Genomic DNA, 14,635 nt, shown 5'->3' on the forward strand with positions numbered 1-14,635 from the left:
CAAGCATGGCAAGGCCGTTGCTCTAACGTCAATCACTATTCGTTTTAGAGTGGAGGGCCACGCAGCAGCCGCCGGGCGCCGGGTCCATCTCGGCGGACCAGGGCGCGGCGGCCGCGCCTCCGCCGCCCGCCAGCAGGCCCCGGACCAGCGCCAGGTTCATCCCGCAGACCAGCGCGGGGAACTCCTCGGCGAGGGCGCGGAAGGGGCAGTTGTGGAGCCGGACCGCGCCTTCGCCGTCCGCGTACGGCTGATAGCCGCGCTCGCGCAGGAGCGCGAGGACGTCGGCCTCCGCGCCGGAGTCCGCGGCCCGCGCCCCCACCGCATGCGCGGCACACTGCAACTCCCGGTCCAGGCCCGCCTGTTCGACCACCTCGGCGAGGAGGCGGCCGGCGTCGCCGTAGCTGCGGGGCGGAACCGTCACGGCGTGCTCGCCCGCCGCCCGCCGGTACAGCTTGGCCGGGCGGCCGGCGCCGGGGCCGGAACGGCCGGAGAGGCGGCGGTAGGAGACCTCCAGCAGGCCCGCCTCGACCAGCTTGTCCAGGTGGAAGGCGGCCAGCGAGCGGGACACCCCGGCCGCCTCCGCCGCCGCCTCCCGGCCGCTCTCCCCCGGGCGCCCCGCGACGAAGCGGTACAGGGCCCGGCGCACCGGATCGCCCAGCACGCCCAGCGTCGTGAACTCCTCGTCCTCGCCCCCGACTTGGGGTTCCACCGCGTCAGCCATCCAGGAATTCTATGACCAACGGGTGTTGACCGGCACGCATCCGGGCGAGCCCTGCGCACGGTCGGCGCGCGCCCGCGCGGCGCGGGTCATCCCGGGGAGCGCAGGCCCGCGACGGCGATCTCCAGACCCAGGCCGCGGCGGGCGGGGGGCAGCCGGCCCTCGGCGGCCAGCACCCCGGAGAGGATGGCGTGCAGCTCGGCGGCGGTGACGTCGCGGCGGACGCCCCCGGCCCGCTGGGCGGCCGCGAGGAGGGACTCCAGGGCGGCGGCGAGGCGGGCGGCGGAGGCCTCGCCCTCGGTGCCGAAGGTCCCGTCCAGCGCGGAGGCGAGCGCGAGGTTGTCCCGGGCGGAGTCGGTCAGCTCGGCGAGGAAGGCGAAGAAGTCCCCGACCGGGTCGGCGCCGTCGAACTCGGCCGCGCGGTCCGCCAGCCGGTCGAGGCGATCCGCGATCACCGCCGTCACCAGGGCCTCCTTGGTCGGGAAGTGGCGATGGACGGTGCCGGCGCCGACACCGGCCCGCTCGGCCACGGCGTCCAGCGGGACGTCGACCCCGTCGTGGGCGAAGGCCTCACGGGCCGCGGCCAGGATCCGTGCCCGATTGCGGAGCGCGTCCGCGCGGGGGGCCCGTGGAGCCATCTTCTTTCCCTCCCTGTTAAGCGGGGCGCGCGCCCCGTATAGTAACCGGGGTCATCGCCCCGCTTACAGTCTAGGAGTAGCGGATGACCATCGCAGTCACCGGCGGCAACGGCGCGTTCGGATCGGCCGTGCTCGCCCATCTCCGCCACCGCACCGATGAGAGGCTCGTGGCCACCGTGCGGGACGTCGCCGGGTCGGCGGCCCACCCGCCGCGCCACGAGGACGTCGCCTACCGGTTCGGCGACTTCGACGACCCGGCGGCCCTGCGGACGGCCCTCGCGGACGTGGACACCGTCCTGCTGAACGCCACCTTCTTCGGCCCCGACCCCGGCCTGCGGCTGCCCCGGGTCACCGCCGCCGTCGGCGCGGCCGCGGACGCCGGGGTCCGCCGGATCGTCCTCACCAGCTGGCCCGATCTGCCCAATGCCACAGTGCCGGTCGTCCAGGACTACCACCGCCTGGAGGCGGCAGTGCGGGAGGCCGGGCCGGACTGGACCGTCCTCCGGCTCAGTGCGGGCATCGCCGACGCGATCGCCCGGGACGTGGTGTGGGGCCGGAGCAGCGGAGAGGTGGTGGCGCCCGCGGCGGGCGCCCGGGCCACCCCGGCCGCCGCCGACGACCTCGGCGACGCGGCCGCGGCCGTCCTCGCGGAGCCGGAGCGGCACCGCGGCCGGATCCTCGAACTGACCGGCCCGGACGCGATCGGCTGGGAGGAGGTGGCGAAGGCGGCGGGCGTACCGTTCCGCGCCGTCGGCGAGGAGGAGTACCTCCGCCATGTGCGGGAGAGGTTCGGCGTCCCCGAGTCGACCGCCCGGCAGCTGGTGGAGCTCTACAGAGACTTCCGGGGCCCGTGGGGCAGCACCCCGACGGCCACCCTCACCGAGCTGACCGGGCGGCCGGCACTGCCCGCGATCGAGGCGGTGCGGCAGCGGGTGGCAGCCTTCCCGGCCGGCTGAGCGCCGCAGCCGGGCGGCCCGCCCCCCCGGAACCGGTCCGGCCTTGACCCGCGGGTGGTCGAGGCGGATTACTGAACCGCATGACGACCCAGAAGACCGAGTACCGAGTGGACGGACGCGCAGCGATCATCCGCATCGACAATCCGCCCGTCAACGGGCTGGGACACGCCACCCGCAGCGGGATCCTGGCGGGCCTGGAACGCGCCCTGGCGGACGACGCGGTGGAGGCCGTGGTGCTGACCGGCGGGGGCGGGGTGTTCTCGGCCGGTGCCGACATCACCGAGTTCGGGACGGCCAGGTCCACCGCCTCGCCGAACCTCGGCGAGGTGATCGCCGCCGTCGAGGACGCGGCGAAGCCGGTCGTGGCCGCCGTCGGCGGCACCTGCCTGGGCGGCGGCCTCGAGCTCGCGCTCGGCGCCCACTACCGGGTGGCGACCGCCGGCAGCCGGATCGGCCTTCCCGAGGTCGGCCTCGGGCTGGTGCCGGGCGCCGGCGGCACCCAGCGGCTGCCGCGCGCCCTCGGCGGGGGCACCGCCCGGGAGATGATCACGGGCGGCGCCCCGCGCACCGCCCGGGCGCTGGCCGCGGAGGACGGGCAGCGGCTGCTGGACCTGGTGGTGGAGGACGGCGAGGACGTGGTCGCCGCGGCGGTGGCGTTCGCCGGCCGGATCGCCGGGAACCGGCCGCTCCCCCGGCTGCGGGACCTGACCGCCCGCCCGGAGGACCCGGCGGCCCTCGGCGCCGCGCGCGAGCGGCTGCGGCGCCGCAGCCGCGGGTTCCGCGCCCCGCTCGCGGCCCTCGACCTGGTCGAGGCGGCGGCCACCTCGCCGTTCGAGGAGGGGCTGGCCGAGGAGCGCCGGACCTTCCTGGAACTGGTGGCGAGCGAGCAGTCGGCGGCGCTGCGGCACGCCTTCTTCGCGGAGCGGGCGGCCCGCCGGGTCCCGGACATCGCGGAGGACACCGCGGCCCGGCCGGTCGAGCGGGTCGGGGTGATCGGCGCCGGCACCATGGGCGGCGGGATCGCGATGAACTTCCTCGACGCAGGGATCCCGGTGACCATCGTGGAGACCGGCAAGGAGGCGCTGGACCGCGGGCTCGGGGTGATCCGCCGCAACTACCGGATCCAGGTCGAGCGCGGGAAGCTGACGGCCGATCAGCTCGAACAGCGGATGGCGCTGCTCACCCCGGCCGTCGAGTTCGCCGACCTCGCCGACGCGGACCTGGTGATCGAGGCCGTCTTCGAGGAGATGGCCGTCAAGCGGGAGGTCTTCGGCCGGCTGGACGCGATCGCCAAGCCCGGCGCGGTGCTCGCCTCCAACACCTCGACGCTGGACGTGGACGAGATCGCCGGCGCCACCGGCCGCCCGGCCGACGTGGTCGGGATGCACTTCTTCAGCCCCGCGAACGTGATGAGGCTGCTGGAGGTGGTGCGCGGACCGCGGACCGCGGACGACGTGCTGGTCACGGCGATGGCGGTGGGCCGGAGGATCGGCAAGACGGCGGTGGTGGCCGGGGTCTGCGACGGGTTCATCGGCAACCGGATGCTGGCCGGGTACCGGGAGGCCGCGGCGGTGCTGCTGCGCGCCGGCGCGGCCCCGGCCGAGATCGACTCGGCGGTCGAGGGCTTCGGCTTCGCCATGGGCCCGTACCGGATGGGCGACCTGGCCGGCCTGGACATCAGCTGGGCGATCCGCAAGCGGCGCTACGCCGAGGACCCGGAGGCGCCCCGGGACGAACTGGCCGATGCCCTCTGCGAGTTGGGCCGATTCGGGCAGAAGACCGGCGGCGGCTGGTACGACTACCCGGAGGGCGGCCGGGAGGCGCGGCCGAGCCCGGTGGTGGAGGAGCTGCTGGCCGAGTACCGGCGGCGGAACGGGATCGAGCGGCGCGCCTTCGACCCCGAGGAGATCGCGAACCGGCTGGTCTTCGCGCTGGCCGACGAGGGGGCGCGGATCCTGGAGGAGGGGATCGCGCTCCGCGCCTCCGACATCGACGTGGTCTACCTCTCCGGCTACGGCTTCCCGCGGCACCGCGGCGGCCCGATGTTCCACGCCGAGGCGGTCGGCCTGCCGGCGGTGCGGGACGCCCTGCTGCGCTACCACGCCGAGGCGGGCGACCCGGACTGGCGCCCGGCACCGCTGCTGACCCGACTGGCGCGGTCCGGCGAGGGCTTCGCCACGGCCGGACGCGGCTGAACCCGGGCTTCGGCGGCGCACCCCTTGCCTGCCTCGTTGGTTCATTAGTAAAGTAAGGAACCAACGAGGCAGGGGAGGGTCGATGTCGCAGTTGGATGGCGGTTCGCCGATCTTCGTCCAGATCGCGGACGAGCTTGCGAACCAGATCGCCGACGGGAGTGTCGGGGAGGGGGAACGGGTCGCGTCCAGCAATGAGCTGGCGGCGTACTACCGGGTGAATCCGGCGACGGCCGCGCGCGGGCTGACCGTGCTGCTGGACGAGGGGCTGGTGGAGAAGCGGCGGGGGGTCGGGATGTTCGTCGCGCCCGGGGCGCGGGAGAAGCTGGTGCGCGCCCGGCGGCAGCGGTTCACCGAGCGGTATGTGCGGCCGCTGGTGGTCGAGGCGGCGCGGCTCGGGATCCGGCGGGAGGAACTCCTCGGGATCGTCCGCGAGGAGCAGGACTCGGCCGAGGTCACGACGGGGGCGAAGGCGTGACGCCGCCGACGGTCGCCCTCGACGGGGTCGAGCGCCGCTACCGCGACCACCAGGCCCTGGCCGGCGTCGGATTCGAGCTCGACGGGCCCTGCGTCGCCGGACTCCTCGGCCGCAACGGCGCCGGGAAGACCACACTGCTGCGGCTGCTCTCCGGCCAGGAGTTCGCCACCGCCGGGCGGGTGCGGGTCTTCGGCGACGATCCCCGGGAGAGCGGCGCCGCACTGCGCCGTACGGTGCTGATCCGGGAGGACCAGACCTACCCCGACCTGCGGGTGCGGCAGGCGGTCCGGGCCGCCGCACTGCTCTACCCGAACTGGGACGAGAAGCTGGCCGGCACCCTGCTGGACGCGTACGAGCTGCCGCCGTGCCGGCAGGTCAAGAAGCTCTCCCGCGGGATGCGGACCGCCCTCGGCATCGTCATCGGGCTGGCCGCCCGCGCCGAGCTCACCCTCTTCGACGAGCCGTACTCGGGCCTGGACGCGGTCGCCCGCACCTTCTTCTACGACCAGCTGCTGGCCGACTACGCCGCCCATCCGCGCTGCATCCTCCTCTCCACCCACCTCATCGACGAGGCCGCCGACCTCCTGGAGCGGGTGCTGGTGCTGGACCGCGGCCGGCTGGTCCTCGACGCGCCCGCCGACGACCTGCGCGGCAGCGCCACCGCCGTGTCCGGCCCGGCCGACGGGGTGGAACGGTTCGTCGCCGGGCGGACCACGCTGAGCCGGCGCGCGATCGGCGCCCGGGCCAGCGTGGTGATGGCCGGCCGGCTGGACGAGCGGGACCGCGAGCTCGCCGGCCACCTGCGGCTGCGGCTGGAGCCGGTCACCCTCCAGCAGCTCGCCGTGTACGCGGCCGAGCGGGCCGACGACCCGTCCGGACTCCTGACAGCGAGGGCCTCCTGATGCGTTCCACTTCTGTCGTCCCGGTCGTGCGCTATCTGCTCCTGGACCGCTTCACCTATCTGGTGCTGCCCTGGGAGTGGGCCGGATTCGGGTTCGTCCTCGACGCGGTGATCCTGCGGCTCACCCCGGCCGGCGACGGCGGCCAGCGCTGGGTGGGCGGGCTGGCCGCGGCGTTCCTGGTGGTCTTCGTCATCGGCCTGCAGTCGGTGGCCAAGGCGCTGCCGTTCGCGATGGCCCTCGGCGTCGGCCGGCGTACCTACCACCTCGCCGCCGGGGCGGTGGCGGTCGGGCTCGGGGTGTGCTTCGGGCTGGTCGTCACCCTCGGCCGGCTGGTCGAACGGGCCACCGGCGGCTGGGGGTTGCGGATGGCGTACTTCCGCGTCCCGTTCCTCCTGGACGGGCCCTGGTACCTCGCCTGGCTCACCGCCTCGGTCTCCTTCGTCCTCCTCTTCGCCTACGGCATGGCGTACGGGTTGGTGCACCGCCGGGCCGGGCTGACCGGGACGATGATCTTCGGGGCGGGGCAGCTCGCGGTCCTGACGCTGGCCGCGGTCGTCACGACCTGGCTGCACGGCTGGGCGGACGTCGGCCGCTTCCTGACCGGTCTGACGGCCGCCGGGCTCACCGCCGTGCTGGCCGCGGTCGCCGCCCTCCTCCTCGCCGGAGGCTACGCCGGCATGCGGCGGCTGACGGTGTGAGCCCGCCCGGCGGGAGGCCGGGGCCGGCGCCGGCCGTGTTCTCGGCCGCCCTCGGCGCGCTACGCCCGCGGCTCCGGGATCATCTCGATCGCGCCGCAGGGGCATTCCTCGGCGCAGAGGCCGCAGCCCTTGCAGTAGTCGAGGTCGACCGAGAAGCCCCGGCCGGGGCCCAGCTTGCGGATGGCGTTGTCGGGGCAGACCGCGTAGCAGTTGTCGCACTCGAAGCAGTTGCCGCAGGAGAGGCAGCGCCGAGCCTCGTAGAGGGCGGTGCTCTCGTCCAGGCCCTGGGCGATCTCGTCGAAGGTGCCGGTGCGCCGGGCGAGTTCGAGCCGGGGCCGGACCGCGGCCGGGGCGTCCGAGTAGTACCAGGTGTTGAGGCGGTCGTACTCGGCCGGCGGCCGGTCCGCGGGGGCCGCCCGGTGCGGCACCGGCCCCGCCAGCCGCTCGTGGATGGCACGGGCGGCCCGCGCGCCGTGGCCCACGGCGTGGGCGGCGGTGCGCTCGCCGGGGATCATGTCGCCGCCGGCGAAGACGCCCGGCAGCCCGGTCCCGAGGTCCGCGCCGACCTGGAGGACCCCGTCCCGGACCGTGAGCCCGGCATCGTCGCCCAGCAGCGAGAGGTCGCTCTGCTGGCCGAGGGCGAGGATCACGCTGTCCGCCTCCAGCGTCTCCAACTCGCCGGTGGGCTGAGGGAATCCGGTCTCGTCGAGGGCCATCCGCTCGACGGTGATCCGGCCCTCGTCGGCGTGGGCGATGGTGGAGAGCCAGCGCATCCGCACGCCCTCCTCCAGCGCCTCCTCCAGCTCGCTGTCCTGGGCCGGCATCCGGTCCCTGGTCCTGCGGTAGACGACGACCGCGTCGCTCGCGCCGAGCCGGCGGGCCGTACGGGCGGCGTCCATCGCGGTGTTGCCACCGCCGTAGACCGCGACCCGGCGGCCGAGCAGTGGGGGCTCGCCGTCGGCGGTGCTGTGCAGCAGGCGGACCGCGTCCAGGATCCGCGCGCTGTCCCCCGCCGGAAGGTACGCGCGGCGGCCGAGGCCGGCGCCGACGGCCAGGAAGACCGCGTCGTAGCCGCCGTCCTCCTGGCGGGCGGCGGCCAGGTCGGCGACCCGGTCGTCGGTGCGCAGCACGATGCCCAGGCCGAGCAGCCGCTCGATCTCGGCGTCCAGCACCACCCGGGGCAGCCGGTAGGCGGGGATGCCGTAGCGGAGCATCCCGCCGGGGCGGTGCTCGGCCTCCCGGATCGTCACCTCATGGCCGAGCAGCCGCAGCTGGTAGGCGGCGGAGAGCCCGGCCGGACCGGAGCCGACCACCAGCACCCGCCGGCCGGAGTCCGGGCGGCTGGGCCGGGGCAGCTGCCAGCCGTGCCGGATGGCCTCGTCGCCGAGGAAGCGCTCGATCGAGGAGATCCCGACCGCCTGGTCGAGCCGCGCCCGGTTGCAGGCGGTCTCGCAGGGCCGGTAGCAGATCCGGCCGAGGACGGCGGGCAGCGGATCGGCGGTGGCCAGGATCCGCCAGGCGCGCTCGTAGTCCCCGCTCTCGGCGTGGTACAGCCACTGCTGGATGTCCTGCCCGGCCGGGCAGGCGCCGTTGCAGGGCGGCTGCAGGCTCACATAGCGCGGGCGCTCGGTGCGCCAGGCGCCGGTGAGGTTGGCGGTGCTGGAACCGGGCCCGAGGGTGGTGGCGAAGGGCAGCCGGCCGGGACGGGACGTGTCGGTCATGACGGCTCATCAACTTCCTTGCGCGGCTTGCTCGTCAGGGTCCAGGAGGTGGTAGCGGACGATATTGCGGTCCGCGGCCTGCTGGATGCGGGCGATCACGTCGGGCCGCGGCTCCGGCTTGAAGAGGTGGGCGTAGCGGCGCTGCGGTCGCAGGTACTCCTCGACCGGGACCGGCCGCCGGATCCGCTCGACTCCGGTGATCTCGCCGTCCACGGCCTCGAAGACCGGGAAGACCCCGGACTCCACGGCCAGCCGGGCGATCCGGACCGCCTCCCCCGAGCCGGTCCCCCAGCCGAGCGGGCAGGGCGAGAGGACGTGGAGGTAGCGGGCGCCGTGGAGGTCCATCGCCCGGGCCGCCTTGGCCTCCAGATCGCGCAGTCCGGCCACGGTGGCGGTGGCCACGTACGGGATGCCGTGCGCCAGGGCGATCCGCGGCAGGTCCTTGCCCTGGCCGAAGGGGGCTCCGGGGTCCCCGCCGACCGGCAGGGTGGTGGCGGTGCGGGCGGCCGGCGGGGTGGCGCCGGAGCGCTGCACCCCGGTGTTCATGTAGGCCTGGTTGTCGTAGCAGACGTAGAGGACGTCGTCGTTGCGCTCGAACATGCCGGAGAGGCAGCCGAACCCGATGTCCACCGTGCCGCCGTCGCCGCCCTGGCCGATCACCCGCACCTCCGTGCGCCCCTGGGCCCGCAGCGCGGCGGCCACCCCGGCGGCCACCGCCGGAGCGTTGCCGAAGAGCGAGTGGAGCCACGGCAGCCGCCAGGCCGACTCCGGGTAGGGCGTGGAGAAGACCTCCAGGCAGCCGGTGGCGTTGACGGTGACGATCCGGCCGCCGGTGGCGCGTTCGGCGGCGTCCAGCACATAGCGGGCGGCCAGCGCCTCGCCGCAGCCGCGGCAGGCGCGGTGGCCCATGGTCAGGCTGTTCGGCCGGCCGGCCCTGGACTGCTCCGCCCGGCTCGCCGGGTCCAGCAGCCGGTTTCCGGCGGCGTAGCTGCCCACCTGGTAGAACCTGGTCCCGGTCACGTCGCGCCCTCCTCGTCCGGCGCCTTCTCCAGCAGCCCCGACTCCCGTTCCACCACGTCCCGTTCGAGATCGAGGAAGAGCAGTTCGGGCAGTCGCCCGGCGGTCGCGTCGGCCAGCATCCGGCAGAGCGACGCCTTGGTGATCGGCCGCCCGCCGAGGCCGGCGATCACGGTGCGGATCTCCGGCGGGTCGGGCAGCCCGTGCAGCGCGGCGGCCAGGTCGGCGCTGACGATCCCGCCCACGCCGGGGGCGAGCGCGCGTTCCAGCACCACCACCCGGCCCGCCCGGGCCAGCGCGAGACGCAGCGCCTCGGCCGGGAACGGCCGGTACAGGGTCAGCCCGAGCAAGCCCACCGGCAGCCCCTCTGCCCGCAGTTCGTCGACCGCGTCGGCCAGCGTGCCCAGCACGGAGCCCATGGCCAGCACGACGGTGCCGCCCGGTTCCAGGTGGGCTTCGCCGAGGACGGCGTGCGGGTCGCGGCCGAAGGCCGCCCGGAACTCCTCCGCCAGCCGGGGCAGTACGGTCAGCGCCCGCAGATGCCGGGTGTGGGCGAGATAGCGGACCTCGGTGAAGGCCTCAGGACCGACCATCGCCCCGATGGTCATCGGCTGCTCCGGGGCCAGCAGCTGGGCCGGCCGGAAGGGCGGCAGGAAGGCGTCGACGGCCTCCTGTCCGGGGAGCTCGACCCGCTCGACGGCGTGGGTGAGGACGAAGCCGTCCATGCACACCATCACCGGCAGCGAGAGCTCCTCGGCCAGCCGGAAGGCCAGCGGGTGGAGGTCCACGGCCTGCTGGTTGTCCCGCGCGTAGAGCTGGATCCAGCCGGAGTCGCGCTGGGAGAGCGAGTCGCTGTGGTCGTTCCAGATGTTGATCGGCGCGCCCAGCGCCCGGTTGGCCACCGTCAGCACGATCGGCAGGCCGAGGCCGGAGGCGTTGAAGAGCGCCTCCGCCATGAAGAGCAGCCCCTGGCTGGCCGTCGCGGTGTAGGCCCGGGAGCCGGCCGCGGAGGCCCCGATGCACATCGACATGGCGGCGAACTCGGACTCCACGTTGACGTACTGACAGGGCGTCAGCTCACCGGTCCGGACCAGCCGGCTGACCTCCTCGACGATGTGGGTCTGCGGCGAGATCGGGTACGCGGCCACCACCTGCGGCCGGCAGGCGGCGACGGCCCGCGCCACGGCCTTGGACCCCTCGATCTGCTCGATCCGCTCAACTCGCGAAGCCACCGCGGGCCTCCCCCACCCGTACCGCCGCGTGGTCGCGCCCGCGGGCCCGCTCGCGCACCCAGGCGTAGGCCTCCCGGGCCGCCGCCACGTTGCCCTCGAGCGCCGGCCCCTCGAACCGCTCCGAGATCGCGGTGACCAGCGAGGCCAGCGAGACGCAGCCGGTCTGCGCGGAGAGCGCGCCCAGCAGCGCGGTGTTGGGCAGCGGCCGCCCCAGGCAGCGCAGGGCGATCCGGCTGGCCGGCACCGCGACGCTCCGGTGGGCGGCGTCGGCCGGCGCGGACTCGCCGTCGATCAGCGCGCAGCCGTCCGGGCGCAGCCCGGCGAGGACGTCCACCCGGCCGAGCAGCGTCGGGTCCTGGACGATCACCGCGTCCGGTTCGCTGACCGGCTCGCGGGAGCGGATCGGGCGCGCGTCGATCCGGCAGAACGCGGCGACCGGTGCCCCGGTGCGCTCCGAGCCGAAGCTCGGGAACGCGAGGGCGTAGCGGCCGTCGTGGAAGGCCGCGATGGAGAGGAGATCGGCCGCGGTGACCGCGCCCTGCCCGCCTCTGCCGTGGATCCGCACCTCGAACATCTCGCTCTCCCCGCCCTCTCAGGCCCCGCTGTCCTGCGCCCCGCGCGCCCCGCCGTCCTTCGCCCCGCCGTCCTTCGCCCCGCCGTCCTTCGCCCCGCCGTCCTTCGCCCCGCGGTCCGGGCCGGCCGCGGACTCCTTCGCGAGGGTCCTGGCGATCTCGTGGCCCCAGGCGCGGATCTGCTCGGGGTTGCGGTAGTCGCCCTCGACGCCGCGCCGGGCCATGTTGCGCCCGATCCGCCCGGCGTCCTCGGAGTTCAGCCGCCCGCCGAAGGTCCGGTGGCCGCGGGCGTGCAGCCGGCTCATGATCCGCAGCACCCCGGCGATCGGCGGGATGTCCTTCTCCTCCGCGCTCCGGTCCAGCGGCCCGCTGCTGAAGATCCACACCGGCATCCGGCGCAGCTCGGCGGAGTGCCGGCGGGCGAACCTGCGGGCGTCCCGGTGCCAGCGGTACATGTACAGGGCCCCGCCGAGGACCACCGCGTCGTACGCCTTGAGCTCGCCCACCACGGTGGCCGGCAGCACGTCGACGGCCAGACCGTCCTCGCGGAAGGCCTCCCCCAGCTCCACGGCGATCCCCCGGGTCCCGCCGCGCCGGGTGCCGTACGCGACCAGGATCCGTCCTCCGCCCTGGTCGGCCGCCGGGTCGGTGCCGCGCTCGGGGCCGGGCTCGGGCTCGGTGCCGCGCTCGGGCTGACGATCGTTCATGGGTCACTCCTCACCGGGAGTCGGAGGCGCCCCCGCGCTGTCCCTGCCAGCCTCGCCGCCGGCGGCCCGGCGGGGGCAGGGTCCGTTGGGCTCCGGGACCGGGTCCGGTGGGCCCTGCCCGCAGGACCCGCTCGCGGGCCCTACGATGGCGGCGTGCACGTGCTGGTGGTGGAGGACGACAAGGGCATCGCCGACTCGCTGGTGCGCGGGTTGGAGCGGGACGGCTACCGCGCGCGGACGGTGGGCACCGGGCAGGAGGCGCTGGAGGCCTCGGGCGAGGCGGACGTCGTCCTCCTCGACCTCGGCCTGCCCGACCTGGACGGGGTGGAGGTCTGCCGGCGGATCCGCACCCGCTCGGACGCCGCGATCATCGTGGTGACCGCGCGCGGCGAGGAGGCCGACCGGGTCGCGGCACTGGACGAGGGCGCCGACGACTACCTGGTCAAGCCCTTCGGCCTGGCCGAGCTGCTGGCCCGGATCCGGGCCGTGCTGCGCCGCACCCGCCCGGCCGAACCGGAGCTGCTGCGGCACGGGCCGCTCGCGGTCGACCTCCGCACCCGCAAGGTGCTGGTCGACGACCGCGAGATCGCCCTCACCCCCAAGGAGTTCGACATCCTGGAATGCCTGGCCACCGACCCCGGAAGGGTGGTCACCAGGCAGGAGATCCTGGAGCGCGCCTGGGACGCCCACTGGTACGGGCCGACCAAGGTGCTCGACGTCCACATCGCCGCCCTGCGCCGGAAGCTGGGCGTCCCCGGCCTGGTCGAGACGGTGTACGGGCGCGGCTTCCGGCTCGGCGACCGCGACCAGTGGCCCGACTCCGGCTCCGGACCCGACTCCCGCTCCGGCTCCGGGCCCGCCTCGCGGCCGGGCTCCGCGGGTTCGACCTCCGAGCCGCGATGACCCGCCGGATCGCGCTGGTCGTCCTGGCGCTCATCGCGGTGCTCCTCACCGCCGCCGTGGTCCCCCTCGGCCTGTCGCTGAGCGGGCGCGAGCGGACCTCCTTCCGGGACGAGACGGCCGGCACCGCCCGCTCCATCTCCTCGGCCGCCGAGGAGCATCTCTCCGACCATCAGAACGCCCCCTCCCTCCACGAGACCCTCGCCGAGGCGGAGGAGCACGGCCAGTGCGCGGTGGTCTACGACACCCGGATGCGCCTGGACGCCGCGACCGCCTGCCCGTCCTCCGCCGACGGCGGACCCGGCCAGTCCGACCGGCTGGAGGACCTCTCCCGCCAGGTGCTCGCCCACCCGGAGACGGCCTTCGCCCAGTACGGCGACCGGCTGCTGGTGGCGGTGCCGGTCGGCGACGAGACCCGTCCGGTCGGCGCGGTCGCGCTCTCCCGCTCCGCCGACCCGCTGGACGACCGGATCGGCGCGATGTGGATGCGGCTCGCCCTGATCGGCGCCCTCGGCCTGGTCGCCGGGGCGCTGGTCTCGGTGGCGCTGGCCCGCTGGGTCGGCCGCCCGCTGCTCGCCGTGGACGCCGCCGCGGACCGGCTCGGCGAGGGCGACCTGGAGGCGCGCGCCCCGGACGACCACGGGCCGGCCGAGGTGCGGCGGCTCGGCAGCACCTTCAACACCATGGCCGCCCGGCTGGAGGCCCTGGTGCACGGCCACCGGGCGGTCGTCGCCGACGTCGCCCACCAGCTGCGCACCCCGCTGGCCGCGCTGCGGCTGCGGTTGGACCTGCTGGCCGCCGACGCCGAGCCGGGCGCCGACGCCGAGCGCGAGCTGACCGCCGCCCAGGAGGAGATCGCCCGGCTCTCCCGGCTGGTGGACGGCTTGCTCGCGGTCGAGCGGGCGGAGAACGCCGTGCCGCGGCCGGTCACCGTCCGGGTCGACCGGGTGATCATGGACCGGGTGAGCGCCTGGGAGCCGGTCGCCCAGGAGCGCTCGGTGGCCCTCGAGGTACGCCGCCGGGAACCCCGGCTGGCCGCCCGGATGGGCGAGGGCGACCTGGAGCAGATCCTGGACAACCTGATCGCCAACGCCCTGGACGCGCTCCCGGAGGGCGCCCACGTCCGGATCGGCGCCGAGGCGCTGCCCCGCCGGGGCGCGGTGGTGGTCCGGGTGGTGGACGACGGGCCGGGGATGAGCGCCGAGGCCCGGAGCACGGCCTTCCACCGGTTCGGCAATCCGGAGGCCTCCGGCAGCGGCCTCGGCCTGGCCATCGTCCACCGCCTGGCCACCGCCAACGGTGGCCGGGTCCGACTGGCCGACACGCCCGGCGGCGGGCTCACCGCGGTGATCGAACTTCCCGCGGAGCGCGGAATCTTTACCGGTTCTTAGGAGGTCCCGAACGGGATCCCGAGGAGCTCCCTCGCAGGCTGTAACTCGGATCGGCAGGACGAGAGCCGTGCCGGTCCGAGCCCTGGCAGCCTCTCGGAAGGAGCCTCCGTGACCAGCGAGCACGCCCCCTTCGGCCAGGCCGTCCGCAGACGCGACCGCGGACTGCGCCGAGTCCGCGGCACCACCCGTCTCGCGGCCCTCGCGGCCGCCGCGGGGACCGCGGCGCTGGGTGTGGGCTACGCGCAGGCCGTCCCCGGCAAGACCGGCGGATCCGGCAGCACGACCGGCACCACGAGCACCAGCAGCCCCACCCCGTCGGCCGCGCCGAGCAGCGCCCCCGCCTCCGCCCCTGCGAGCAGGCACCCGAGCCCCTCGCGGACGGCCGGCACCCGGCACCACTCGACGAGGACGTCCACGGGCACCTCGTCCGGGAGCGGCCTGCGGGCCCCGACCCACGCGCCGACGGCCGCCCCCACCACGCAGGCCCCGCGCCCGCACCGACCACGCAGGCCC

General features: G+C 75.5%; 15 protein-coding genes. 7 read left to right on the forward strand and 8 right to left on the reverse strand.

Annotated features, from left to right (window positions below):
• Positions 1–28: 28 nt before the first annotated feature.
• Complete coding sequence (locus BS73_RS06360; protein ID WP_051939567.1) at positions 29–721, reverse strand: helix-turn-helix transcriptional regulator; 693 nt, start codon at positions 719–721, stop codon at positions 29–31.
• Between the two features lie 86 nt (positions 722–807).
• Entirely contained in the window at positions 808–1,356 is a 549-nt protein-coding gene (locus BS73_RS06365; protein WP_037570367.1) for a TetR/AcrR family transcriptional regulator, read from the reverse strand.
• Positions 1,357–1,439: 83 nt separating this feature from the next.
• Between BS73_RS06365 and BS73_RS06370 the strand changes: the two genes are divergently transcribed.
• The 5 genes from BS73_RS06370 to BS73_RS06390 all read left to right on the forward strand — a co-directional run bounded on the left by BS73_RS06370 (position 1,440) and on the right by BS73_RS06390 (position 6,582).
• On the forward strand, positions 1,440–2,312 hold the full coding sequence (locus BS73_RS06370) for an NAD(P)H-binding protein (protein ID WP_037570369.1): 873 nt from the start codon (positions 1,440–1,442) through the stop codon (positions 2,310–2,312).
• 80 nt (positions 2,313–2,392) lie between these two features.
• Positions 2,393–4,507 (forward strand): 3-hydroxyacyl-CoA dehydrogenase NAD-binding domain-containing protein, encoded by a 2,115-nt coding sequence (locus tag BS73_RS06375; protein WP_037570372.1) that lies wholly within the window; start codon positions 2,393–2,395, stop codon positions 4,505–4,507.
• Between the two features lie 82 nt (positions 4,508–4,589).
• Positions 4,590–4,982 (forward strand): GntR family transcriptional regulator, encoded by a 393-nt coding sequence (locus BS73_RS06380; protein WP_037570374.1) that lies wholly within the window; start codon positions 4,590–4,592, stop codon positions 4,980–4,982.
• A complete protein-coding gene (locus BS73_RS06385) occupies positions 4,979–5,884 on the forward strand; it encodes an ABC transporter ATP-binding protein (RefSeq protein ID WP_037570376.1) in 906 nt (301 codons plus the stop codon). Before BS73_RS06380 ends, BS73_RS06385 begins: the two co-directional genes overlap by 4 nt.
• Positions 5,884–6,582, forward strand: coding sequence for a hypothetical protein (locus tag BS73_RS06390; protein ID WP_037570377.1), 699 nt, complete (start codon positions 5,884–5,886; stop codon positions 6,580–6,582). The genes BS73_RS06385 and BS73_RS06390 overlap by 1 nt, the downstream gene beginning before the upstream one ends.
• 59 nt (positions 6,583–6,641) lie before the next feature.
• On the opposite strand, the gene BS73_RS06395 is transcribed toward BS73_RS06390, so the two are convergent.
• Genes BS73_RS06395 through BS73_RS06415 form a run of 5 tightly spaced genes read right to left on the reverse strand, consistent with a single transcriptional unit; the run spans position 6,642 to position 11,831 of the window.
• Positions 6,642–8,303 (reverse strand): NAD(P)-binding protein, encoded by a 1,662-nt coding sequence (locus BS73_RS06395; protein WP_037570378.1) that lies wholly within the window; start codon positions 8,301–8,303, stop codon positions 6,642–6,644.
• A 9-nt stretch (positions 8,304–8,312) separates the two neighbouring features.
• The gene (locus tag BS73_RS06400) at positions 8,313–9,323 is read right to left on the reverse strand and encodes a thiamine pyrophosphate-dependent enzyme (RefSeq protein WP_037570379.1); all 1,011 of its coding nucleotides are present in this window, start codon (positions 9,321–9,323) and stop codon (positions 8,313–8,315) included.
• The gene (gene porA / locus BS73_RS06405) at positions 9,320–10,552 is read right to left on the reverse strand and encodes a pyruvate ferredoxin oxidoreductase (protein ID WP_051939569.1); all 1,233 of its coding nucleotides are present in this window, start codon (positions 10,550–10,552) and stop codon (positions 9,320–9,322) included. The genes BS73_RS06400 and porA overlap by 4 nt, the downstream gene beginning before the upstream one ends.
• A complete protein-coding gene (locus BS73_RS06410; protein WP_051939571.1) occupies positions 10,536–11,126 on the reverse strand; it encodes a 2-oxoacid:acceptor oxidoreductase family protein in 591 nt (196 codons plus the stop codon). The genes porA and BS73_RS06410 overlap by 17 nt, the downstream gene beginning before the upstream one ends.
• Before the next feature lie 18 nt (positions 11,127–11,144).
• Positions 11,145–11,831, reverse strand: a complete 687-nt coding sequence (locus BS73_RS06415; protein ID WP_063836928.1) for a flavodoxin domain-containing protein — start codon at positions 11,829–11,831, stop codon at positions 11,145–11,147.
• A 153-nt stretch (positions 11,832–11,984) separates the two neighbouring features.
• Between BS73_RS06415 and BS73_RS06420 the strand changes: the two genes are divergently transcribed.
• Positions 11,985–12,734, forward strand: coding sequence for a response regulator transcription factor (locus tag BS73_RS06420; RefSeq protein WP_235215324.1), 750 nt, complete (start codon positions 11,985–11,987; stop codon positions 12,732–12,734).
• Positions 12,731–14,122, forward strand: coding sequence for a sensor histidine kinase (locus BS73_RS06425; protein ID WP_152617534.1), 1,392 nt, complete (start codon positions 12,731–12,733; stop codon positions 14,120–14,122). Before BS73_RS06420 ends, BS73_RS06425 begins: the two co-directional genes overlap by 4 nt.
• Positions 14,123–14,358: 236 nt before the next feature.
• Here BS73_RS06425 and BS73_RS06430 read toward each other — a convergent pair whose 3' ends face one another.
• Positions 14,359–14,538: a hypothetical protein gene (locus BS73_RS06430; protein WP_152617535.1), complete on the reverse strand. Its 180-nt coding sequence runs from the start codon at positions 14,536–14,538 to the stop codon at positions 14,359–14,361.
• Positions 14,539–14,635 lie beyond the last annotated feature (97 nt).

Source organism: Phaeacidiphilus oryzae TH49 (assembly GCF_000744815.1).
In the GTDB taxonomy this organism is placed as follows: domain Bacteria; phylum Actinomycetota; class Actinomycetes; order Streptomycetales; family Streptomycetaceae; genus Phaeacidiphilus; species Phaeacidiphilus oryzae.